Origin of the sequence: Rhizobium sp. L9 (genome assembly GCF_002531885.1) — a bacterium.
Taxonomy (GTDB): domain Bacteria; phylum Pseudomonadota; class Alphaproteobacteria; order Rhizobiales; family Rhizobiaceae; genus Rhizobium.
The window spans coordinates 113098-136591 of record NZ_NWSZ01000005.1; the positions used below are offsets into that span (position 1 = coordinate 113098).

The 23494-nt window shown below is 61.8% G+C and carries 20 protein-coding genes; 16 read left to right on the forward strand and 4 right to left on the reverse strand.

Annotated features, from left to right (window positions below):
• The first annotated feature begins 5 nt into the window (after nt 1-5).
• Genes murG through murB form a run of 3 tightly spaced genes read left to right on the forward strand, consistent with a single transcriptional unit; the run spans nt 6 to nt 3513 of the window.
• A complete protein-coding gene (murG, locus tag CO660_RS05875) occupies nt 6-1130 on the forward strand; it encodes an undecaprenyldiphospho-muramoylpentapeptide beta-N-acetylglucosaminyltransferase (RefSeq protein WP_097597958.1) in 1125 nt (374 codons plus the stop codon).
• Entirely contained in the window at nt 1127-2542 is a 1416-nt protein-coding gene (gene murC / locus CO660_RS05880; protein ID WP_097597959.1) for a UDP-N-acetylmuramate--L-alanine ligase, read from the forward strand. Before murG ends, murC begins: the two co-directional genes overlap by 4 nt.
• Complete coding sequence (murB, locus tag CO660_RS05885; RefSeq protein ID WP_064810823.1) at nt 2539-3513, forward strand: UDP-N-acetylmuramate dehydrogenase; 975 nt, start codon at nt 2539-2541, stop codon at nt 3511-3513. The genes murC and murB overlap by 4 nt, the downstream gene beginning before the upstream one ends.
• 1 nt (nt 3514) lies before the next feature.
• On the opposite strand, the gene CO660_RS05890 is transcribed toward murB, so the two are convergent.
• Complete coding sequence (locus CO660_RS05890) at nt 3515-4444, reverse strand: SDR family oxidoreductase (protein WP_097597960.1); 930 nt, start codon at nt 4442-4444, stop codon at nt 3515-3517.
• A gap of 447 nt (nt 4445-4891) precedes the next feature.
• Between CO660_RS05890 and CO660_RS05895 the strand changes: the two genes are divergently transcribed.
• The 9 genes from CO660_RS05895 to ligA all read left to right on the forward strand — a co-directional run bounded on the left by CO660_RS05895 (nt 4892) and on the right by ligA (nt 16775).
• Complete coding sequence (locus CO660_RS05895) at nt 4892-5818, forward strand: D-alanine--D-alanine ligase (RefSeq protein ID WP_097597961.1); 927 nt, start codon at nt 4892-4894, stop codon at nt 5816-5818.
• A complete protein-coding gene (locus tag CO660_RS05900) occupies nt 5806-6738 on the forward strand; it encodes a cell division protein FtsQ/DivIB (protein WP_085778774.1) in 933 nt (310 codons plus the stop codon). Before CO660_RS05895 ends, CO660_RS05900 begins: the two co-directional genes overlap by 13 nt.
• Nucleotides 6735-8066 carry a cell division protein FtsA gene (gene ftsA / locus CO660_RS05905; RefSeq protein WP_064803798.1) on the forward strand — a complete coding sequence of 444 codons (1332 nt, stop codon included), beginning with the start codon at nt 6735-6737 and terminating at the stop codon, nt 8064-8066. Before CO660_RS05900 ends, ftsA begins: the two co-directional genes overlap by 4 nt.
• Nucleotides 8067-8122: 56 nt before the next feature.
• Nucleotides 8123-9868 (forward strand): cell division protein FtsZ, encoded by a 1746-nt coding sequence (ftsZ, locus tag CO660_RS05910; RefSeq protein WP_097597962.1) that lies wholly within the window; start codon nt 8123-8125, stop codon nt 9866-9868.
• Between the two features lie 264 nt (nt 9869-10132).
• Complete coding sequence (gene lpxC / locus CO660_RS05915; RefSeq protein ID WP_085778772.1) at nt 10133-11089, forward strand: UDP-3-O-acyl-N-acetylglucosamine deacetylase; 957 nt, start codon at nt 10133-10135, stop codon at nt 11087-11089.
• A gap of 267 nt (nt 11090-11356) precedes the next feature.
• The gene (locus CO660_RS05920) at nt 11357-12226 is read left to right on the forward strand and encodes an outer membrane protein assembly factor BamD (RefSeq protein ID WP_170965882.1); all 870 of its coding nucleotides are present in this window, start codon (nt 11357-11359) and stop codon (nt 12224-12226) included.
• A gap of 5 nt (nt 12227-12231) precedes the next feature.
• Nucleotides 12232-13905, forward strand: a complete 1674-nt coding sequence (gene recN / locus CO660_RS05925) for a DNA repair protein RecN (RefSeq protein WP_097597963.1) — start codon at nt 12232-12234, stop codon at nt 13903-13905.
• A 76-nt stretch (nt 13906-13981) separates the two neighbouring features.
• A complete protein-coding gene (locus tag CO660_RS05930; RefSeq protein WP_097597964.1) occupies nt 13982-14509 on the forward strand; it encodes a DUF6886 family protein in 528 nt (175 codons plus the stop codon).
• Nucleotides 14510-14618: 109 nt separating this feature from the next.
• On the forward strand, nt 14619-16775 hold the full coding sequence (gene ligA, locus CO660_RS05935) for an NAD-dependent DNA ligase LigA (protein WP_097597965.1): 2157 nt from the start codon (nt 14619-14621) through the stop codon (nt 16773-16775).
• Between the two features lie 139 nt (nt 16776-16914).
• Here ligA and CO660_RS05940 read toward each other — a convergent pair whose 3' ends face one another.
• Nucleotides 16915-17451, reverse strand: coding sequence for a GNAT family N-acetyltransferase (locus tag CO660_RS05940; RefSeq protein WP_097597966.1), 537 nt, complete (start codon nt 17449-17451; stop codon nt 16915-16917).
• A gap of 273 nt (nt 17452-17724) precedes the next feature.
• On the opposite strand from CO660_RS05940, the gene CO660_RS05945 reads away from it, so the two are divergent.
• Together CO660_RS05945 and CO660_RS05950 are read left to right on the forward strand one after the other, a co-directional pair.
• A complete protein-coding gene (locus tag CO660_RS05945) occupies nt 17725-18315 on the forward strand; it encodes a 3'-5' exonuclease (RefSeq protein ID WP_097597967.1) in 591 nt (196 codons plus the stop codon).
• A gap of 78 nt (nt 18316-18393) precedes the next feature.
• Nucleotides 18394-18885 carry a CreA family protein gene (locus tag CO660_RS05950; RefSeq protein WP_097598117.1) on the forward strand — a complete coding sequence of 164 codons (492 nt, stop codon included), beginning with the start codon at nt 18394-18396 and terminating at the stop codon, nt 18883-18885.
• A gap of 242 nt (nt 18886-19127) precedes the next feature.
• Here CO660_RS05950 and CO660_RS05955 read toward each other — a convergent pair whose 3' ends face one another.
• Both CO660_RS05955 and CO660_RS05960 read right to left on the reverse strand, forming a co-directional pair.
• The gene (locus CO660_RS05955) at nt 19128-19595 is read right to left on the reverse strand and encodes a chemotaxis protein CheW (RefSeq protein ID WP_004668786.1); all 468 of its coding nucleotides are present in this window, start codon (nt 19593-19595) and stop codon (nt 19128-19130) included.
• A 2-nt stretch (nt 19596-19597) separates the two neighbouring features.
• On the reverse strand, nt 19598-21562 hold the full coding sequence (locus tag CO660_RS05960; protein ID WP_097597968.1) for a HAMP domain-containing methyl-accepting chemotaxis protein: 1965 nt from the start codon (nt 21560-21562) through the stop codon (nt 19598-19600).
• A gap of 385 nt (nt 21563-21947) precedes the next feature.
• Between CO660_RS05960 and CO660_RS05965 the strand changes: the two genes are divergently transcribed.
• Nucleotides 21948-22547, forward strand: coding sequence for an SCO family protein (locus CO660_RS05965; RefSeq protein WP_097598118.1), 600 nt, complete (start codon nt 21948-21950; stop codon nt 22545-22547).
• Nucleotides 22548-22615: 68 nt separating this feature from the next.
• Nucleotides 22616-23494 (forward strand): 50S ribosomal protein L11 methyltransferase, encoded by an 879-nt coding sequence (locus tag CO660_RS05970; protein WP_097597969.1) that lies wholly within the window; start codon nt 22616-22618, stop codon nt 23492-23494.

The window sequence follows — 23494 nt, forward strand, 5'->3', positions numbered from 1 at the left end:
AGGTCATGAGCAAAGGCATCGTGCTGCTTGCCGCCGGGGGGACCGGCGGCCACGTGTTCCCGGCGGAGGCGCTGGCCTTCAAGCTGAAGGAGCGTGGTTATTCGGTGCATCTCGTCACCGACAGCCGAGCCGAACGTTATGCCGGCAAGTTCCCGGCCGAGCAGATCCATGTCGTGCCGTCGGCGACGATCGGCTCGAGGAACCCGGTCGCCGTCGCCCGCTCGCTGTGGACGCTGTGGAGCGGCATGCGAGCGGCCAAAAGGCTGATCCAGCGGCTGAAGCCGGTGATTGTCGTCGGCTTCGGCGGTTACCCAACCGTGCCGCCGCTGCTGGCCGCCACGCGGCTCGGCGTTGCCTCGATGCTGCATGAGCAGAATGCGGTCATGGGCCGGGCCAACAAGGCGCTGGCTCCGCGCGTCAAGGCGATCGCCGGCGGCTTTCTGCCGGAAAGCGGAGATGCTTTTTCCGAGAAGACGGTTGCAACAGGCAATCCCGTGCGCCCTGCGATCCTTGCCGCGGCCGAGCAGCCTTACCTGCCCTCGCATTCCGGCGAGCCGTTCAACCTTGTGGTCTTCGGCGGCAGCCAGGGCGCGCAGTATTTTTCCAAGGCCATGCCGACGGCGATCAGCCTGCTGGACGACGGCCTGCGCGCACGGCTCAGGGTGACTCAGCAAGTGCGCCCTGAGGATATGGAGATGGTCAGCGGCTGCGTCGCCAAGCTGGAGATGGGAGCCGAAATCGCACCATTTTTCAACGATATGTCGGAACGCCTTGCCCGGGCACATCTGGTGATCTGCCGCTCCGGCGCCTCCACGGTCTCGGAAATCTCCGTCATCGGACGCCCGGCCATTCTGGTGCCTTATCCGCATGCGCTCGACCATGATCAGGCGGCAAACGCCGCCGCGCTGGCTGCGACCGGAGGAGCGAAGGTGATCCCTCAGTCGGAGCTTTCGCCTGAACGCATCGCCTCTATACTGAGCCATGTGATGAACGATCCGGACAAGCTTTCGCACATGGCGGCGGCGGCCAAGCTCGCCGGAAAACCGGATGCGGCGAACTTGCTTGCCGACATGGTTGAGGCTATTGCCGCCGGCAAGACAGTCTCGGAATTCAAGAGGACACGCGCATGAAACTGCCGAAGGCGATCGGTCTCGTCCATTTCATCGGCATTGGCGGCATCGGCATGAGCGGCATTGCCGAAGTGCTGCACAATCTCGGCCACAAGGTGCAGGGATCGGATCAATCAGACAGCGCCAATGTGCAGCGCCTGCGCGACAAAGGCATTGAGGTCTTCGTAGGCCATCGCGCCGAAAATCTCGGCGATGCCGAAGTCGTCGTCGTTTCGACGGCGATCAAGAAGAGCAATCCGGAACTCATCGCCGCGCGTGAAAAGCTGCTGCCGGTGGTGCGCCGCGCCGAAATGCTTGCCGAGCTGATGCGCTTCCGCAATGCGATCGCCATCGGCGGCACGCACGGCAAGACGACGACCACCTCGCTGGTCGCCACCCTGCTCGAGGCTGGCGGGCTCGATCCGACAGTCATCAATGGCGGCATCATCAACGCCTACGGCACCAATGCCCGCATGGGCGAGGGCGAGTGGATGGTGGTCGAGGCCGACGAATCCGACGGCACCTTCCTGAAGCTGCCCGCCGATGTCGCCGTCATCACCAATATCGATCCCGAACATCTCGACCATTACGGCAGTTTCGACGCCGTGCGCGCCGCCTTCCGGCAGTTCGTCGAAAACGTGCCGTTCTACGGCTTCGGCGTCATGTGCCTTGATCATCCCGAGGTGCAGTCGCTGGTCGGCCGGATCGAGGACCGCAAGATCATCACCTATGGCGAGAACCCGCAGGCCGACGTGCGTTTCAAGAATGTGCGCATCGACGGCACGCGCTCGATTTTCGACGTCGAGATCCGCCGCCGCCGCACCGGCCAGAGGACCGAGCTCAAGGGGCTGGTCATGCCCATGCCCGGCCGCCACAATATATCGAACGCCACGGCGGCGATCGCGGTCGCCAACCGGCTCGGCATATCGAGCGAGGCTATCGCCAAGGGGCTTGCCTCCTTCGGCGGCGTCAAGCGCCGCTTCACGCTGACCGGCGAATGGAACGGCGTGCAGATCTTCGACGATTACGGCCACCATCCAGTCGAGATCAAGGCGGTGCTGAAGGCGGCCCGCGAGGCCTGCAAGGGGCGCATCGTCGCCGTCCATCAGCCGCACCGTTACACGCGTCTCGCGAGTCTGTTCGAGGAATTCGCCGCCTGCTTCAACGACGCCGACAGCATCTTCCTTGCGCCCGTTTATGCGGCGGGCGAGGATGCGATCGAAGGTATCGACTCGATATCGCTCGTCTCGCGCATCAAATCCGGCGGCCATCGCGACGCCCGCTTCCTCGCTTCGGCGGAGCTTCTGCCGCAAATGGTTGCGGAGGTTGCAAAGCCTGGCGATTTCGTGGTTCTGTTGGGGGCTGGGAGCATCACATCATGGGCAGCAGCACTGCCCAAGCAACTGGAAGGCCTATCGGGAAAGTCCGCATGAAACAGGTGAATGGGGAAAAGCTTCTCGCGTCTCTCGGAGACGGTGTAAAGGATATCCGCGGCCGTATCACGCCGGATGCCCCCATGGATCGCGTCACCTGGTTCAGGGCCGGGGGTCTGGCCGAACTGATGTTCCAGCCGCATGACGTCGACGATCTCATTGCCTTCCTGAAGATATTGCCGGAAGAGGTGCCGCTGACGGTGGTCGGCGTTGGCTCCAATATCCTGGTGCGCGACGGCGGCATTCCCGGCGTGGTGCTGCGCCTGTCGGCCAAGGGCTTCGGCTTCGTCGAACTGGCCGGTGAAAACCGCATCCTTGCCGGCGCGATCTGCCCGGACAAGCATGTCGCGGCGATGGCGATGGACAATGGCATCGGCGGCTTTCATTTCTTCTATGGCATACCGGGCGGCATCGGCGGCGCGGCGCGCATGAATGCCGGGGCGAACGGCGTCGAGACGCGTGAGCGGCTGATCGAGGTGAACGCCGTCGACCGCAAGGGCAACAAGCATGTGCTTTCCAATGCAGAGATGGGCTATTCCTACCGGCATTCAAAGGCACCCGCCGATCTGATCTTCACTTCGGTGCTGTTCGAGGGCTATCCGGAAGATCGCGCCCAGATTCGCGCCGAAATGGACGCTGTGCGCAATCACCGCGAGACGGTGCAGCCGGTGCGTGAGAAAACCGGCGGCTCGACCTTCAAGAACCCGCCGGGCCATTCGGCCTGGAAGCTGATCGATGAGGCAGGCTGCCGCGGCCTCGTGATCGGCGGCGCACAGATGTCGTCGCTTCACTGCAACTTCATGATCAACATGGGCCAGGCGACGGGCTACGATCTCGAATATCTCGGAGAGCAGGTGCGCCGTGAGGTCTTCGAGAAAGACGGCATCAAGCTCGAATGGGAAATCAAGCGCCTCGGCGTCTTCATGCCCGGCCGGGAAGTGCGCCCGTTCCAGGGCGTGACGAGCGAATAAGCTATTCTACTGCCTGTTTGAGGCCTTCGCGCGGGGTGACGACGGGTGACCAGCCGAGAACGTCGCGCGCTCGGGATATGTCGACCTGCAGCGAACCACAGAGGCGCTGATAGACGGCCTCCTTCCCGAGTGCCTTTGCCGCCATGTGCAGCAGTGCAGGCGGGAGGGGGACCAGCATCGGCTTGACGCCCAGCCCCGCGGCAATTCCCCTGATGAGATCAGGCGTCGAGAGGTCCTCGCCATCTCCAGCAAGGAAAGTCTCGCCCGCAGCGGCGGGATGGTCCATGCAGGCGATGATCAGATCGACGAGATTTTGCACTGCGACCAATGTGCGGCGGTTCTCTAGCGAAGCGAAGGGGAGCGGCAATTTCCTGCGGACAAGATTGACGAGCAGCGCGAAGTTGCCGCGTGCGCCGGGACCATAAACCAGCGGCGGGCGGATGATGACGACTTCCATGCCGGTGCGCGCTGCGATTTCGCGCAGGCCGATTTCGCATTCCAGTTTCGAAATGCCGTAGGGATCGATTGGGTTCGGCCTGTCGTCGTGCCGGAACGGCCGGTCGGTCTCTTCTCCGTTGACCTTGATGGTGCTGATGAAGACGAACCTCTGCACGCCGGCGTGGGCGGCTTGTTCGGCGAGATTGAGCGCGGCGGCGGTGTTGACCCGGCGGAACTCCGCTAGCGGATCGGCTGCGCGGTCGTTCATGATGTGAACGCGGGCGGCGAGATGGACGATGACGTCGACGCCTCCAAGCGCGGCGGTCCAATCGGTTCCGTCGATAATTTCAATCGGAAAATGCGCTACCTCAGGCGGAAAGGGAGAGGCCTGGGATCTCGTGGTCGCCACGAGCTGGCAAGTTTTGTCTATGTGCAGTCGTTTGACAAGCGGACTACCGACGAAGCCGGCTGCGCCGGTGACGAGGCATCGCATGATTTTCTCCCTGCTCACCCATGCGTCTTCGCTAGCCGGAAGTGATATCGGCATCAATAGAAAAGCGGTGACGCCCGCGCCGAGACCCTTTGCATTAATCAAATCGAGACGCTGGCCGCCGCCTCACTGTTGCCGGTATCCGACTGAGAGATGACACCCGATTCTGTTGACTGATTCCATCGCGACTGAGCGCGATTGGATATGTCGTTGAATGAATGGGCTTTTTCGATTCCGCTCGGGTTCATTTTTCGGGCGCGAAGGGAATGGTTGCACAATGAGCAAATGTTAAAAGGCCGCATAACTCCGGGCAAACAGTTAACGAAAGTAAACACTTCATTAACCATAATGATGCTCTAATGCATGTGAGGCCCGGCAAAGGCGCGAACGACGCAGACAGCTTCGCGCAAGCGTCGATTTCAAAAGTGGAAGTTATTTTTGGGGGTGTTGATGAGTCGCAAGCATGTCGCTGTCCTGATGGGCGGATTTTCCTCGGAAAGGCCTGTCAGCCTTTCCTCGGGAAAGGCTTGCGCAGAGGCCCTCGAAGCCGAAGGTTTCAAGGTGACGTGCATCGACGTGGCGCGCGACGTCTCCGAGAGGCTCGCGGCGCTGAAGCCCGATGTCATCTTCAATGCGCTGCATGGGCCCTTCGGGGAGGATGGCACCATCCAGGGTATCCTCGAATATCTCGAGATCCCCTATACGCATTCGGGCGTGCTTGCCTCGGCTCTGGCGATGGACAAGGACAAGGCGAAGCTTGTTGCCGCTGCCGCCGGCATTCCGGTCGCCGAATCGCAGGTCATCAATCGTTTCGCTTTTCCTTCGGTGCATCCGATGAAGCCGCCCTATGTGGTGAAGCCGGTGCGTGAAGGGTCGAGCTTCGGCGTCGTGATCGTCACCGAAGATCAGACGCATCCGCCGCAGGTCGTCAGTTCGCCCGAATGGCGCTATGGCGAAGAGGTGCTGGTCGAGCGCTATGTCTACGGCCGCGAGCTCACCTGCGGTGTCATGGGCGAGACTGCGCTCGGTGTCACGGAGGTGGTGCCGCAGGGACACAATTTTTATGATTACGATTCCAAGTATGCTGCGGGCGGTTCAAAACACGTCATCCCGGCGAAAATTTCACCGAATATTTACCAAAAAATACAAACATTGGCGCTAAGGGCGCATCAGGCAATCGGTTGTCGCGGCGTCAGTCGGTCCGACTTTCGTTACGACGATCGTTTCTCCGAAGACGGCGAAATCATCTGGCTGGAGGTCAATACCCAGCCAGGCATGACTCCTACCTCGCTCGTGCCCGAAATGGCCGGTCATGCCGGCTATTCCTTTGGTGAGTTTCTCCGGTGGATGGTGGAGGACGCGTCTTGTTTGCGTTGACGGTCAAGAGGATAGGGCGTCCTAGCCATCATGCTGTGCTTCCGATCGTGGAAGCCGAAGAGCGATTCGTGCTGCCGCGTCCGCTGCGCCGCGTCACTCGTTTCTTGATCAGCCTCGGTAGCGGCCGCATCTACATTCCGGCCCATACCGGGACGGTGTCGGCGCTTGCCTTTTTGGCTGCGACCGGCCTCTACGGTATGTCGCTCGGCGGTCACACCGAAGCCGTCGCGCAGGCCACGACGACGGCCGCAGGTTTTGCGATCGAGAATGTGAAGGTCTCCGGCAATTCGGAAACCTCCGAAATCGAGATCCTGCAGCTGATCGGCCTCGACGGCACGACCTCACTGGTCGCGCTCGACGTCGATGCGGCCCGCCGGAAGATCGCGCACCTTCCCTGGGTCGAGAATGTCGAGGTTCGAAAGATCTATCCGAGGACGATCGAAGTGAAGCTCAAGGAGCGTGAGGCCTATGCGATCTGGCAGCACGGGCAGGAGCTTTCGCTGATCGAGAAGAACGGCAGCGTCATTGCGCCGTTGCGCGACAACAAATTTTCGTCGCTGCCGCTCGTCGTCGGCCGCGACGCCGAGACCGCGGCGGCTTCGCTCGGCGACGCCTTCGCGAAGTGGCCCGACGTGAAGGCCCGCGTGAAGGCCTATGTCTGGATATCGGGCCGTCGTTGGGATCTGCACATGGATAACGGCGTCATAGTCAAGCTGCCGGAAGACGGCATCGATCAGGCGCTGGCGACGCTTTCGAAGTTCGACAAGGAGCATCAGCTCCTGGAGCGGGACATCGCCGCGGTCGATCTGAGATTGCCCGACAGGACCGCGATCCAGCTGACGCCGGAGGCGGCGGTCCGCCGGCAGGCGGCGGTAACGGAGCGTACCAAGGAATTGAAGAAGGCGGGGCAGAATATATGAGCTTGTTCGGTTCATCCCATTTCGGATTGCCGCGCTTGAAGCCGCTTTCGTCGAAGCGGTCGCATGTCGTTTCGGTGCTCGACATCGGCTCGACCAAGGTCGTCTGCATGATCGGCCGGCTGACGCCGCGCGAGGAAAGCCAGATCCTGCCGGGCCGCACGCACAATATCGAGATCATCGGCATCGGCCATCAGCGCTCCCGCGGCATCAAGACCGGCGTCATCGCCGATCTCGATGCGCTGGAAGGCGTCATCCGTCTTGCAGTCGATGCGGCGGAGCGTATGGCGGGGCTGACCGTCGAGAGCCTGATCGTCAACCTGACGGCCGGCCGCCTTGGCAGCGACATCTACACCGCGACGATTGATCTCGGCGGTCAGGAAGTCGAGCTTAACGACCTCAAGAAAGTGCTCTCGGCTGCCTGCCAGCAATCGCTGCGCCAGGACCGCTCGGTGCTGCATTCGCTGGCGACCGGCTTCTCGCTCGACGGCGAGCGCGGCATTCGCGACCCGCTGGCAATGTACGGCGATGCGCTCGGCGTCGACATGCATGTCGTGACCGCGGAGCGCTCGGCACTGAAGAACCTCGAGCTTAGCGTCAATCGCGCGCATCTTTCTGTCGAAGGTATCGTCGCGACGCCATATGCATCGGGCCTTGCCGCTCTCGTCGACGACGAGGTCGAGCTCGGCTGTGCGGCGATCGACATGGGCGGCGGTACGACGACGATCTCGGTCTTTGCCGAAGGCAAGCTCGTTCATACCGATGCCGTCGGGCTCGGCGGCCATCATGTCACCACCGACCTCGCCCGCGGCCTTTCGACCCGCATCGAGGATGCCGAGCGGCTGAAGGTCGTGCATGCCTCCGCGCTCTTGAATTCCTCCGATGAACGCGAGCTGATCTCGATACCGCCGATCGGCGAGGACGATCGCGACCAGCCGTCGCAGGTGCCGCGGGCGCTCGTTTCGCGCATCGTATCGGCCCGAATCGAAGAGACGATGGAACTGATCCGCGACCGTATCCAGCGTTCCGGCTTCAGCCCGATCGTCGGAAAACGCGTCGTGCTGACGGGGGGCGCGAGCCAGCTGACCGGCCTTGCCGAGGTGGCGCGGCGCATTCTGGCCCGCAACGTCCGCATCGGCCGTCCGATGGGCGTCTCGGGACTGCCGACGGCGGCCAAAGGCCCGGCCTTTTCGACGGCCGTCGGCCTGATGATCTATCCGCAGGTCGCGGACATGGAGACACATGCGTCACAGAGCGGTCTGCTCATGTCGCTTGGGGGAAATAACAGCCGCATAGCCCGCATGGGCCAGTGGCTGAAGGAAAGCTTCTGAAATTTGCGTAATTGGCCGGCGTGGCGATGCGGCCAGAGAGAGAAGGAACAGGTACCATGACCATCAAGCTGCAAAAGCCTGACATCACAGAGCTGAAGCCGCGCATCACCGTGTTCGGCGTCGGCGGCGGCGGCGGCAACGCCGTCAACAATATGATCACGGCAGGCCTCCAGGGCGTCGACTTCGTCGTTGCCAACACGGATGCGCAGGCGCTGACGATGACGAAGGCCGAGCGCATCATCCAGCTCGGCGCCAACGTCACCGAAGGCCTCGGCGCCGGCTCGCAGCCGGAAGTCGGCCGCGCGGCCGCCGAAGAGTGCATCGACGAGATCATCGATCACCTGAACGGCACGCATATGTGCTTCGTCACCGCCGGCATGGGCGGCGGCACCGGCACCGGTGCTGCTCCCGTCGTCGCGCAGGCCGCCCGCAACAAGGGCATCCTGACGGTCGGCGTCGTCACCAAGCCGTTCCATTTCGAAGGCGGCCGCCGCATGCGTCTGGCCGAGATGGGCATCCAGGAACTGCAGAAGTCTGTCGACACGCTGATCGTCATTCCGAACCAGAACCTCTTCCGCATTGCCAACGACAAGACGACCTTCGCCGACGCTTTCGCCATGGCCGACCAGGTTCTCTATTCCGGCGTTGCCTGCATCACCGACCTGATGGTGAAGGAAGGCCTCATCAACCTCGACTTCGCCGACGTCCGCTCGGTGATGCGTGAAATGGGCCGTGCGATGATGGGCACCGGCGAGGCCTCCGGCGCCGGCCGCGCGTTGCAGGCAGCCGAAGCGGCAATCGCCAACCCGTTGCTCGACGAAACCTCGATGAAGGGTGCCCAGGGCCTGCTGATCTCCATCACCGGCGGCCGCGACCTCACGCTCTTCGAAGTCGACGAAGCTGCGACCCGCATCCGCGAAGAAGTCGATCCGGACGCCAACATCATCCTGGGCGCCACCTTCGACGAATCGCTCGAAGGCATCATTCGCGTCTCGGTCGTCGCGACCGGTATCGACCGGGCGATCAGCGAAGCCGCCGAGCGCAACTTCCAGCCGGCCGCCAAGTCCGCTATCCGTCCCTCCGCGGCTGTTGCTCCGGCAGCGGCCGCAGTTCAGCCTGCGCCGGTGATGCAGGCACCGAAGGCCATCGATCCGATCGCGCAGACCATCCGCCAATCCGAGATGGAACGTGAGCTCGAAATTCCCGCCCCGCGTGCCAGCGCCCCCGTCCAGCAGCCTGCTGCGCAGCAGGAAGTCTTCCGTCCGCAGAGCAAGATCTTCGCGCCTGCACCGGAAGCTCCGGCCATGCGTCCTCAGGTGCAGCAGCAGGCTCCGGCGCCGGTAATGAGCCAGCCGGTAATGAGCCAGCCGGTGATGAGCCAGCCCGTCCAGCAGCAGCCCATCCAGCAGCAGCCGATCCGACAGGAGCCGATTATCCGGCAGGCGGCTGAACCGGTGCGCATGCCGAAGGTCGAGGATTTCCCGCCGGTCGTCCAGGCTGAACTTGACCACCGCACGCAGCCGGCTTCGGCGCATCAGCAGGAAGAGCGCGGCCCGATGGGCTTGCTCAAGCGAATCACCAATTCGCTTGGCCGCCGCGACGATGACGCGGTTGCCGCCGACATGACCGCCGCGCCGCCAGCCGCATCACAGCAGCGCCGTCCGTTGTCGCCGGAGGCAAGCCTCTATGCGCCACGCCGCGGCAATCTCGACGATCAGGGCCGTGCAGTTCCGCAGGCTCGCATGATGCAGGAAGACGATCAGCTGGAAATTCCGGCATTCCTGCGCCGCCAGTCGAACTGAAATATCGCGGGCTTCGGCACCGTTCATGCCCGGGATCCAGGTCCCGGGCATTGCTGTTTTCGGCCTAGAATTCCTGAGCGATATCAATCGTGTGACTTCGTAACAAAACGAAAGAAACAGTGATTTGGATTGGAGCGCCGGCGCACGTAAATATGGCGCAAGAAAACTGCGCTGGGAGTCGTCTAGACGAGGCTCTTTCTGCAGAAAGAATGATAACCGCGCCGTGGCACCAACCGCTGGAGCGGAAAAATAAAGGCAGATTTTATGGCTATTGGCTTGCTGGGTTTTCAAACGACGGTATCGCGTCCGGTGACGCTCTCGGGCATCGGCGTTCATTCGGGCGCGAATGTCTCGATTACGCTGAACCCGGCCGAAGCGGACACTGGCGTCGTTTTCCAGCGCCTGCATGATAATGGCGACATCACCGAACTGAAGGCCGTCTCCTCGCAGGTCGGCAATACAGACCTCTGCACGGTGCTCGGCTTCTCACCCACGCATTCAATCGCGACGATCGAACATGTCATGGCCGCCGTCTATGCGCTCGGCCTCGACAATGTCCTCATTGAGGTGCAGGGCGCAGAAATGCCCATCATGGACGGCAGTTCGCTGCCTTTCGTCGAAGCGATCGAGCAGGCCGGTCTCATCTCGCTCGGCGTCAAGCGTCGCTATATCCGCATCACCAAGCCGGTGCGGATCGAGCATGGCGGCTCCTGGAGCGAATTCCGTCCCTATGACGGCACGCGCTTCGAAGTCGAGATCGATTTCGAATGCCCGCTGATCGGCCGGCAAAAGTGGGCCGGCGACCTAAACGCCGCCGTCTTTAAATCCGAACTTTCCCGCGCCCGCACCTTCGGCTTCATGCGTGATGTTGAACGTCTCTGGGCATCGGGCCATGCGCTCGGTTCTTCGCTTGAAAATTCCGTCGTCATCTCGGACGACAATACCGTCATCAATGTCGAAGGCCTGCGATATGCCAAGGACGAGTTTGTTCGCCACAAGACGCTTGATGCCGTTGGCGACCTGTCTCTCGCTGGCGTCCAGTTCATCGGTTGCTACCGATCCTATCGTGGCGGCCATAAGATGAATGCCAATGCTTTGAAGGCGCTCCTCGCCGATCCCTCCGCCTACGAGGTGGTCGAGACCTCGACGCCGCGCCAGCGCGTCGCCGCTCGTGAACTGATCGCCGTCAACGCTTCGGAATTCGCTCCCTGGTCGGCATGACCTCCAGCATATTCTCAAGACCAGGCCGCCTCTTCCCGGAGGCGGTTTTTTTATGTCGGCCCGAGTCTGTGGTGATAGGCATTTTCTCGCAGTTGCTTAGCTGCCACAGGTCGGCAAGAAGGTGAAAAGCCGGCCAATCCGGCGGCGGCTGCCACAAAAATGCGTTAATGCCTTATCATTGCGTTGCTCTTGATGCACATTTGTGGCTAGAAACGCCAGCGAGGCGTGGCTGTCGTGGAGCGAGCGGCGGCATTGGGGTTCTTTTGAATGGCTTATGCAGGATCTGAAGGTATGATGAAGACAGCGCGCGCTTTGTTCGCATCGCTTCTGGTGCTGAGCGCAGGCGCCTCGATCTCCGGCTGCCAGTCGGATCCAGATATCGACATCACCAAGCTTGGCCTCGAAACCGATCCGCCTGACGTGCTCTACACCCAGGGCCTTGCCAATATGAAGGCGGGCAACATGGCGGAAGCAGCGCGCAAGTTCGACGCAATCGATCGCGAGAACCCATTCTCCGAATGGGCGCGCAAGGCGCTGGTCATGAGCACCTTTGTCAAATACCGCCAGGGCAAGCTCGATGATGCGCTTGCCTCGGGTAATCGCTACATGTCGCAATATCCGAAGTCCCAGGACGCTGCCTATGTGCAGTATCTCATCGGTCTCACCTATTCCAAACAGATCGTCGACGTGACCCAGGACCAGCGCGCCTCGGCCAAGACGATCGAGGCGATGCAGGCTGTGATCGACAACTACCCGAACTCCGAATATGTCGATGACGCGCAGGCGAAGATCCGCTACGCCCGTGATCAGCTCGCCGGCAAGGAAATGCAGATCGGCCGCTACTATATGGAGCGGAAGGAATATCTCGCTGCAATCTCGCGTTTCCGCATCGTCGTCGAGAAATATCCGAATACGAACCAGATCGAGGAGGCCTTGGCCCGTCTCGTCGAGGCTTATTACGCCATGGGTATCGTCGACGAGGCGCAGACCGCGGCAGCCGTTCTTGGTCACAACTATCCCGACAGCCAGTGGTACGCCGATTCCTACAAGCTGCTGCAGACAGGTGGCGCCGAGCCGCGTGAGAACAAGGGCTCCTGGATCGCTGCGGCAGGCAAGAAACTCCTGCTCGGTTCCTAAGTCCCATGCTGATCCAGCTTTCGATCCGCGATATTGTCCTGATCGAGCGGCTGGATCTTGCCTTCGAGACCGGTCTGTCCGTGCTGACGGGCGAGACCGGCGCGGGCAAATCCATCCTGCTCGACAGTCTTTCGCTGGCGCTCGGCGGGCGCGGCGATGGCGGTCTGGTGCGCCATGGCGAAGCCAGGGGCCAGGTGACGGCGGTGTTCGACGTCGGCATGGACCACGGGGCGCGGGTGCTCCTGCGCGAAAACGGCATCGACGACGAGGGCGACCTGATCTTCCGCCGTCAGCAATCGGCCGATGGTCGCACCAAGGCCTATGTCAACGATCAACCGGTGAGTGTGCAACTGATGCGCCAGGCCGGCCAGATGCTGGTCGAGATCCACGGCCAGCACGATGATCGCGCTCTTGTCGACACGAATGCCCATCGCAACCTGCTCGATGCCTTTGCCGGCCTCACCGATGAGGTTGCTGAGGTCTCTCGCCTGTATCGTATTTGGCGCGACAGCGAACGGACGCTGAAAAAGCATCGCGAGAAGGTGGAAAGTGCGGCGCGCGAGGCTGACTATCTGCGTTCCTCCGTGGCAGAGCTGGAGAAACTCTCGCCACAGGACGGCGAGGAGGACGAACTCGCCGAAAGCAGGCAGAGGATGATGAAGGCGGAGCGAATCGCCGGCGACATCGCCGAAGCCTCCGAATTCCTGAACGGCAATGCCTCGCCGGTGCCGCATATCGCCTCGCTGGTGCGCAGACTGGAGCGCAAGAGCCATGAAGCGCCCGGGCTGCTCGAAGACACCGTGACGCTACTCGATGCTGCGCTCGACCAGCTTTCCAATGCGCAGATGGAAGTCGAGGCAGCACTGCGCAAGACCGAATACGATCCGAGAGAACTGGAGCGGGTGGAGGAGCGGCTTTTTGCGCTCAGAGCTGCGTCGCGCAAATATTCCGTGCCCGTGACCGAACTGCCGGCGTTGGCGATGCGCATGATCGCTGATCTCGCCGATCTCGATGCAGGCGAGGAGCGGCTGGCGCATCTGGAAGCGGAGGTCGGTCTGGCGCGAGAGAATTACGATTCGGCGGCGCGCTCGCTTTCCGACAAGCGCCATCAAGCCGGCACTGCGCTGGCTGCTGCCGTAACGGCCGAACTGCCGGCGCTGAAGCTCGAACGCGCTCGTTTCATGGTCGAGATCACCACGGATGCGCAGGAGGCGCTTCCCGAAGGCATCGACGTCGTCGAGTTCCATGTCCAGACCAATCCCGGCACGCGCCCCGGCTCGATCATGAAGGTGGCCTCCGGCGGTGAGCTGTCGCGTTTCCTGCTGGCGCTGAAGGTGGCGCTCGCCGATCGCGGCTCAGCCCCAACGCTCGTTTTCGACGAAATCGATACCGGTGTCGGCGGTGCTGTGGCCGATGCGATCGGCCAGCGGCTGAAGCGGCTGTCCGAGCGGGTCCAGGTGCTGTCGGTCACACATGCGCCGCAGGTCGCGGCGCGGGCGGCAACGCATCTGCTGATCTCCAAGGGGCCGGCGGCCGAGGGTTCCGAAAAAATCGCCACGCGCGTCGCGACGATGGCGCACAAGGATCGCACCGAGGAGATCGCCCGCATGCTCGCCGGTGCCTCGGTGACGGAAGAGGCGAGGGCGGCGGCGAAGCGGCTGCTGGCCGGTAACGGCTGATTGCCGCAGCCGGCACGCTGACAAATACCCCGCTTCGCGCTATGCCGATTGCTCCGATTAGCGGCGATCCGTTGCCATGCGCCTGTTCCATTTCAGCGATAACCCCGGCATCGCAGCGTTCGAGCCGCGTGCCGTTCGCATCCCTTCAATCCGCCCGGCCGGCCAGGAATGGCTGAACGGTCCGCTCGTCTGGGCGATCGATGCCGATCATGACTTCATGTATCTCTTTCCGCGAGATTGCCCGCGGATCCTGATCTGGGCCACGTCCGAGACGCCGGAAGCCGAGAGGCGGCGTTGGCTTGCAGGTTGCCGGGCAGCAGCCTATGTCGAGCGTCGTTGGCTGGAACGGCTCTCGGCGGTGACAGTCTATCGTTACGCGCTGCCGGCCGAAGGTTTCGAGGAGCTCGGCGATGCGGGCATGTGGGTGGCTCGCCGGCGTATAGTTCCGATCGAATGTACCGCCATTTCGCGGCTCGACCGGGAATTCATGCCGCGCGGAGTGGAACTGCGGGTGGTCGACAGTTTGCAGCCGCTGAAAGGCATGTGGAACAGCGGACTGCATGTCAGCGGCATCCGGCTGCGCAACGCCTTGGATTGGGAATAGGCTGGTAGGCAGTCCTCACTGGTCAGGGTAAGCAGCCTCTCTTTTCATCCGGCGATTTTGCTCTAAAAACAATGCAGATTTCTGGCCAGATTCTCTGGAGTGATGTTTCATGTCCACCGAAGGTTCCGCCATCGACACGTTGACGATCGAAGAGGCTGCCGCCGAGCTCGAGCGGCTGGCAAGGGAGATCGCGCACCACGACGCGCTCTATCACGGCAAGGACCAGCCGGAGATTTCAGATGCCGATTACGATGCGCTGAAGCGGCGCAACGATGCGCTGGAAGCGCGGTTTCCCGAGCTGATCCGTGAGGACAGCCCGTCGCGACGGGTCGGTGCTGCGCCCTCGGTCACCTTCTCGCCCGTCGTCCACGCGCGGCCGATGCTGTCGCTCGACAACACGTTCTCACAGGAGGACGTGCAGGATTTCGTCGCCGGGGTCTATCGCTTCCTCGGCCGCCTGCCGGACCAGTCGATCGCTTTTACCGCCGAACCGAAGATCGATGGGCTATCGATGTCGATCCGCTACGAGAACGGGAGACTGACGACGGCTGCGACGCGCGGTGACGGCACCACGGGGGAAAACGTCACCGCCAACATCCGCACCATATCCGAAATTCCCAACCAGCTGCCGAAGGGTGTCCCCGCAGTCGTGGAAATCCGCGGCGAGGTTTATATGGCCAAGAGCGATTTCCTGGCGCTCAACCGCCAGATGGAAGCGGAGGGCAAGCAGACCTATGTCAATCCGCGCAACACGGCGGCGGGATCGCTGCGCCAACTCGACGCCAAGGTGACGGCGAGCCGCAAGCTGAAATTCTTCGCCTATGCCTGGGGCGAGATGTCGGACATGCCGGCCGACACGCAATTCGGCATGGTGCAGACCTTCAAGGACTGGGGCTTCCCGGTCAATCCGTTGATGAAGCGGCTGAATTCGGTCGCCGACATCCTGGCGCATTACGACGAGATCGGCCTCAAGCGCCCGGATCTCGATTACGATATCGACGGCGTCGTCTACAAGGTCGACAGCCTGGAACTGCAGCAGCGCCTCGGCTTCCGCTCGCGAAGCCCGCGGTGGGCGACGGCGCATAAATTCCCGGCCGAGCAGGCCTTCACCGAGGTCGAGAAGATCGAGATCCAGGTCGGCCGGACCGGTGCGCTGACGCCTGTGGCCCGGCTGAAGCCGATCACGGTCGGCGGCGTCGTCGTCACCAACGCGACACTGCACAATGAGGACTACATCAAGGGCATCGGCAATAGCGGCGAGCGCATCCGGCCGAAGGAGCACGATATTCGCGAGGGCGATACCGTCATCGTCCAGCGCGCCGGCGATGTCATTCCGCAGATCCTCGACGTGGTGATGGAAAAGCGTCTCGCCGAGGCGAAGCCATATGATTTTCCCAAGACCTGCCCGGTCTGCGGTTCGCATGCGGTGCGCGAGGTCAATGAGAAGACCGGCAAGATGGATTCGGTGCGCCGCTGCACGGGCGGCTTCATCTGCCGGGCGCAGGCGACGGAGCATCTGAAGCATTTCGTTTCGCGCAACGCCTTCGATATCGAGGGGCTCGGTTCGAAGCAGATCGACTTCTTCTTCGAAAATGAAGATGCGTCGCTGCAGATCCGCACGGCGCCCGATATCTTCACCTTGGAGAAGCGCCAGGCGCAGTCGCTGACCAAGCTGGAGAATATCGACGGCTTCGGCAAGGTCAGCGTCGGCAAGCTCTATGCGGCGATCAACGAGCGGCGCAGCATTGCGCTCCACCGTTTCATCTATGCGCTCGGCATTCGCCATGTCGGTGAAACCACGGCAAAACTCTTGGCGCGCTCCTACGGCACCTATGAAGCCTTTGCGGCCGCGATGAAGGAGGCCGCACCGCTTTCCGGCGACGCCTGGAACGATCTCAACGCCATCGAGGGTATCGGTGAGGTCGTGGCGCGCGCGATTGTCGAGTTCTACAAGGAGCCGCGCAACATCGAAGTGATCGGCCGTCTGCTTGAAGAAGTGACGCCCGCAGCGGCCGAGCAACCGGTGACGACGGGCAGTCCTGTGGCTGGCAAGACCGTGGTCTTCACCGGCTCGCTCGAAAAATTCACCCGCGACGAGGCGAAGGCAAGGGCCGAAAGCCTCGGCGCCAAGGTCGCGGGATCGGTATCGAAGAAGACCGACATCGTCGTTGCCGGTCCCGGCGCCGGCTCGAAGCTCGACAAGGCGCGCGAACTCGGCGTCCAGACGATGGATGAGGATGAGTGGCTGGCGCTGATTGGCGGATGAGGAAGCCGGCGTCAGAATGCCCGCATCCTGTTCGGCGTTGCCTCGGCCTTGTGCGAGGATCTGCTGCGCCCGTTGCCAATGCTCGGGATAAGCCGGGCAAGCCCAAGCATGACGAGGGATGCGGATAGACCCGTCCGACTCAGGTCCTCAGCCGCGCCATCGTATAGGCATCGGCATAGTGTCCGGCGCGATATCCGAAAGCACGCAGATGCCCTTCCTTTTCGAAGCCGAACTTCTCATAGAGAGCGATCGCAGCCGCGTTGTCGGTATAGACGGTCAGTTCGAGCCGCTTGATGTCGAGCCAGTCGTCGGCGGCGTCGACCATTGCGCCAAGCAGGATCCGGCCGAAACCGCGACCTGTGAAATCGTCGTGCACGCCCATGCCGAGGCTGGCGACGTGCTGGCGACGGCCGCTAAGGCGATTGAGGCCGCAATTGCCGACGATCTTGCCATTTAGAGTCACGACAAGGTTGAGCGCGCCCGCCGACGGGTTTTCCATGTTCTTGCGGACCTCCTCAATCCGCTGGTAAGGCGGCCTCAGCGTGCCGGCCCGATAGCCCGGTAAATTTATAAGATCGGTGATCTCTTCGGCGTCGGAAAGACGCACGGCTCGCACGACGACACCGTCGGGCAGGGGCGCCCGGCCGCGGGGTTCATTCTCTTCGTTTTCAGGCATGGCATCTCTCCTTGGGTCACAGCGAGGAGAGCCGGGATTTTTTGGAAAACCCTGCTCGCCTCGGCAGGGTTCTCGGGATGATCGGACGGCTAGTGACGCACCATCGCTCCCGCGTACCCTGGAGGGGTCGTGGCGATATGATGCATGGTATGCGTCATAGAGTTGATCATGCGCGAAAGCTTCCCCATCCGCGTGCAGATGTCAATAGGCCGGGATTTGCCTTCGCCTCCGGCTGACATTATGCCGGTAGGGCAGACGATTCGGATTTTACCCTTGAAGACCATTGCCATCGATTTCGAGACAGCCAACGAGCAGCGCGGCAGCGCCTGTTCTGTGGGGCTTGCCTGGATCGAGGAGGGTAGGGTGACGCGCGTCGAGGAGCGGCTGATCCGACCCAGAGACATGCGCTTTTCCGGCATGAACATCGCGATCCACGGAATTCGGCCGGAGCATGTCGAGGATGCGCCTGAATTTCCCGAGGTGATGGACGAGTTCTACGACGATATCAGCGGCGCGACGATGATCGCGCACAATGCGGCATTCGATTTCAGCGTCTGGCGGGCAAGCCTCGATCTCTATCGGCAGTCCTATCCTGAGCTGACCTATCTCTGCAGCCTGAAGATGGCGCAGCGCATCTGGCCGCATTTCCTCTCGCATCGGCTGAACCTGATCGCCGAGCATCTCGGGCTGCGCTTCATGCACCATAATGCCGCCGAGGATGCGGCCGTTTGCGCGGCCGCGGCGATCGAGATGGCAAGGGCGGTCAAGGCGAAGGCCGTGGAAGCAATCCCGGCGCTGATCGGTATGACGCCGGGGCGGCTGACGGCGCGTGGCTATGCGCCCTGCACCTGCCGGAAGGCCTGAACGCCCCGCAAGAACGGCGATTTCTTGCAAAGCCCAGGTGCATGCTTATCTAGAATGCGGATCATCCAGGGAGCCGCCATGAACAAGCTTCGCACGTTTCTTCTCGCCGCATTTTCCTTCGCCGCTATTTCCGCGGGCGCCGCCTCGGCCGAAGTCGTCGGCAAGGTCGGGGTCGACTGGATCGGCAATGACATCATCGTCGAGGCACTCTCCGACCCGGAGGTCAAGGGCATCACTTGCCACGTCACCTATTTCGATCGCAGCCTGATCGATCGGTTCAAGAACGGCAACTGGTTCGAAGATCCGTCCAATAATTCGATCGCTTGCCGCCAGACCGGACCGATCGAGATCGGCAACATCGACCTCTCCAAGGACGGTAGCGAGGTCTTCCGCCAGGGCATGTCGCTGATCTGGAAGACGCTGGTTGTCAACCGCATCTACGACAAGGCCAACGACACGCTGATCTATCTCGCCCATTCGCGCCAATTGACCGATGGTTCGGCGAAGATGTCGATCTCGACCGTTCCGCTTTATGGGCAGAGCGTGACTTGGAAGAATGGGAAGCCATAGGGGCTGGAGATCCTTTCTTCTGATGTGCCGTCCGCGTCCTCATCCGACCCTTCGCGCCACCTTCTCTCCGCGGGGGAGAAGGGGTAAGCCGCATCGTCTCCGCATAGTTGAAGGCTTGGGGTGCTACGTCCCCTCTGCCCTTCGGGGTGAGGGGCCGCTCACGCAAAGCATGCGTACTTTCTGACGAAAAACAGGAAAGGCCCGGACGAGCCGAGCCTTTGAATTTCGTATCTAAAAGAATATCAAGCCGCCTGGTTCAACTCGTCGGCGATGACCGTATCGAGGTTGAGGAAGCAGACCATGGTCTTCTCGAGTGCGACGATGCCGCGGCAGAAGGCGCGCTGGGCTTCCGGGATGATTTCCGGCGGCGGCTGCAGGTCTTCGCTCTTGATGGTCATCATGTCGGAAACCTGTTCGACCAGCAGGCCGACCAGCTTGCCGGCGATGTCGGTGACAATGATCGCCGAGCGCTCGGAGGGTTCGGTCATCTTCATGCCGAGGCGGCAGGCCATGTCGATGACCGGGATCACCGCGCCGCGCAGGTTGATGAGGCCCAACACGTAGGGCGGGGTATGCGGCATCGGCGTCACCGGCGCCCAACCGCGGATTTCGCGGATGGCCATGATGTCGATGCAGAATTCCTGGTCGCCCAGATGGAACGAAACGATTTCGAGATAGGCGCCCGACTGCTTGATGGCGTTGTTGTTCATGATCAGAATTCTTCCCAGTTGTCCCCGGCGGGAGCGGCGATGGCTTTGGCGGCAGAACCGCCGTTGAATGCGCCCGCGACTTTGCCGATCAGGCTGCGTGCGGGAGAAGGTCTCGAATGCGAGGCGGCGGTTGCCTCTCGCGGCGTTTGCCGGGCGCTCATGCCCTCGCCGGTTTTGAACTGCTTGATCAGTTGCGTCAGATTTTCGGCGTCGACGGCGAGCGTATGGCTTGCGGCATTCGTCTCTTCCACCATGGCCGCGTTCTTCTGCGTGACCTGATCCATCTGGCTGATCGAAGTATTGATTTCGTTCAATCCGACTGATTGTTCGCGCGCAGAGGTTACGATTGATTTAACATGTTCGTCGATGCGCAGAACATCTTCGCCGATCTGGCGAAGCGCTTCACCCGCGGCTGTCACCAGTTCGCCGCCGATCTTCACTTCCTCGCCGGATTTTCCGATCAAGGTCTTGATATCCTTGGCAGCACCCGCAGCACGGCCGGCGAGTTCGCGCACTTCTTGGGCAACGACGGCGAAGCCCTTGCCGGCCTCGCCGGCGCGCGCTGCCTCGACACCGGCATTGAGCGCCAGGAGGTTCGTCTGGAATGCGATTTCGTCGATGACGTTGATGATCTTGCCGATCTCGCGGGAGGCGCCCTCGATTCGCTCCATCGCGGCCATCGCATCACCGACAACGATGTCCGACTTCGCGGTGTTCTCGCGGGTGTGAGAGACCATGTGGCCGACTTCCTCGGCGCGGCTCGTGGCGTTACGGACGGTGGCGGTGATCTGGTCGAGGGCTGCCGAGGTTTCTTCCAGGGAAGCGGCCTGCTGCTCGGTGCGCTTGGCGAGATCGTCGGCGGCGGCGCGCATCTGGCGGCTGTTCGCCTCGATCGAGCTGCTGTTGATGGCGATGTCACTCATCGCCTTGCGCAGCGTCGCGGTCGTCTGGTTGAAGTCCAGGCGCAAGCGCTCCAGCTCTTCGCGGAACGGCTGGTCGATGGTCACGGTCACGTCGCCGCCCGAAAGGCGGGTAAGGCCGGCGCCGAGAGCGGCGACGGCGGCGCTGAGCGCTTCGGCGTCGGCGAGCTTGGCGGCTTCGCGGGCACGATGCTCAGCATCGCTGCGCTGTCTGTCTGTCTGGGCTTGGGCTTCAAGGTCGCGCTTCTCGATAGCGGCGAGGCGGAAGCCGTCGGCGGCGCGGGCCATCTCGCCGATTTCGTCGCCGCGGGTCTTTTCAGCGACGTCGCTGGCGAGATCGCCGTTCATGATGCGCTGCATGCTTTCGCGCACGGCGCCGATGCCACGCCGGATCGAGCCGCCATGGACATATTGCAGGACACCCATGATGAGGATGGCTAGGACGCCGAGGCCGATCTGCAGGATGAGGGCCTCTCGCGACACGGCATTGGCGAGCTCGACATGCTGCTGGGCGAAAATGGTGCCGTCAGCGGCGAGTCTGTCGAGGGTCGCGGTCAGCTCGTCGCCGGCGCCGTCGATCGCGTCGTCGATTTTGTCGAATTCCGCATCAGCCGCGCCCTGCTGAACCAGCGCGACGAGATCGACCTGTATTGCCTTGCCGATTGCGGCGACATCGGCGTCATAGCTCTTCAACAGGCTGTCGACTTGCATTTCATTCGCAAGAAGGTGCATCTCTTTCGAACCACCCGAAAGAGCAGTCAGCGAATCACCGATTAGTTTGATGCGCTCGGGCTCGACGGCCTTGCTGTCCTTGTCGACGATGATGTCCATCGCGGCCAAGACCATCGTCAGATTCGCAAGCCGCATGTCGCCGATATGGTTGACGCTCGCCTGGATCTCGCCGGCGCGGCGCAACGCCGTGTCGACCCGCATGTTCTCGTACCAGCCGACGCCGAGCATCGTTCCGAAACCGATGAAGGCCGCACCGCCCAGCGTCCAGAGCCGCTGGCTGACCGACAGGCTCTTGCGCACCGATGAATTCGTCATGAAAAGACCCCTCCACAAACCGCTCGGGTTTATGTTTTTCTTACCCTCATGCTGACGTCCGGAGGTTTCGCCACTCGGCAGACTTCATGTCAGAACGGCTCGACCGGGCCGCACGCACTGCTAAATATAGATGTGACGGCTTAAGCCTTTCCTAATGATGTTTATTGTGAGACCGTCGGTTCGGGCAGAAGGGAAGTCGTTCAGGCGTAATGCTTTTTTTGAACGCCAAGTCTGGCAGACTGACTTTCGGGTGATCGACGGCTGCGGTTCGTGAGACAATTAATCACGGGTCAAAAAACATATTCTTGAATTGCGCGCCTTCGGCCGAGACGATAATCACGCCGGCAGGGGCGGGTGGCACATCCGCCCGATCGAGGATCACGCCATGAAGAGATTCCGCATCGCCGTCTGGATCGGTGTTCTGATACTTGCCGGGATTCTCGGCGCGGTGAGTTATTCCATGAAGTCGCGGGACGTCGTGGCGGAAGCTCCCTTCGGCGTGCCTTTCACGTTGGTTTCCCAGAGCGGCCAGCCGATCACCGAGCAGGCGCTGCGCGGCAAGCCGACGGCGCTGTTCTTCGGCTTTACCCATTGCCCGGAAGTTTGCCCGACAACGCTGTTCGAGCTGAACGGCTGGATGGAGAAGGTCGATCCCAACGGCGACAAGCTGCAGGCCTATTTTGTGACCGTCGATCCGGAGCGCGATACGCCTGAGATCATGAACGAGTACGTGTCCAACGTTTCCAAGCGAATTACCGGCATTTCGGGCCCACCGGACAAGATCGCCGAGGTCATCAAGGGGTTCCGCGTCTATGCCAAGAAGGTGCCGGTCGACGAGAACAATCCAAACGGCGACTATACGATGGATCATACTGCGTCGGTCTTCCTGCTCGATTCCGCCGGGCGGTTTTCCGGAACGATCGCCTATGGCGAAAATCCGGACACGGCGGTAAAGAAGCTGGAGAATCTCGTCCATAAGGGGTGATGGCTTCAGCGTGATGGGACGTTGGCTCGACCGATGGCGGGCAACGGAAACGGGAAAGACCGCCTATCGTGAGTGAAATCCGCCTTTACGTGTCGACCACCGAAAGCCAGGCCGAAGCGATCCTCGATCTCCTGACCCAAGTCTTCGGCGAAGAAGACTTTGCCATCGGCACCACCGAAATCGATGAGAAGAAGGATATATGGGAGGCCTCGGTCTATATGATGGCCGAGGACGAGGCGGATGTGCGCTCCCGCATCGAGGCAGCGCTGAAGGTCGCTTTTCCCGATGCTCAGCTGTCGCGAGAAGTCATCCCGGATGTCGATTGGGTGGCGAAATCGCTGGAGGGCCTGAAGCCGGTCAGGGCGGGGCGCTTCCTGGTGCATGGCTCGCATGACCGAGACAAGGTCCGCTCCGGTGACATCGCCATCGAGATCGATGCCGGCCAAGCCTTCGGTACCGGCCATCACGGAACGACGGCCGGTTGCCTGGAGATGATCGATGCAGTGATGTGTTCGCGCCGGGTTCGCAGTGCGCTTGATCTCGGCACCGGCAGTGGCGTCCTGGCGATCGCGGTGCGTAAGCTCAAAAACATCCCGGTGCTTGCGACCGATATCGATCCGATCGCAACGTGGGTCGCGGCTGAGAATGTACGACGCAATGGCATCGCGTCTGGCATCGTCACGAAGACCGCACCGGGGTTCCATTCGACGGCCTTCTCGGAGAATGGCCCCTTCGACCTCATCATCGCCAATATTCTCGCCCGGCCCTTGATTCGGATGGCGCCAAAGCTCGCCACGCATCTTGCGCCCGGCGGATCGGTGATCCTTTCAGGCATTCTCGCGTCACAACGGTGGAAGGTGATCGCCGCCTATAGCGGCGCGCGGCTCCGCCATGTCAGGACGATCTGGCGGAACGGCTGGGTGACGATTCATTTCGATCGGCCTTGA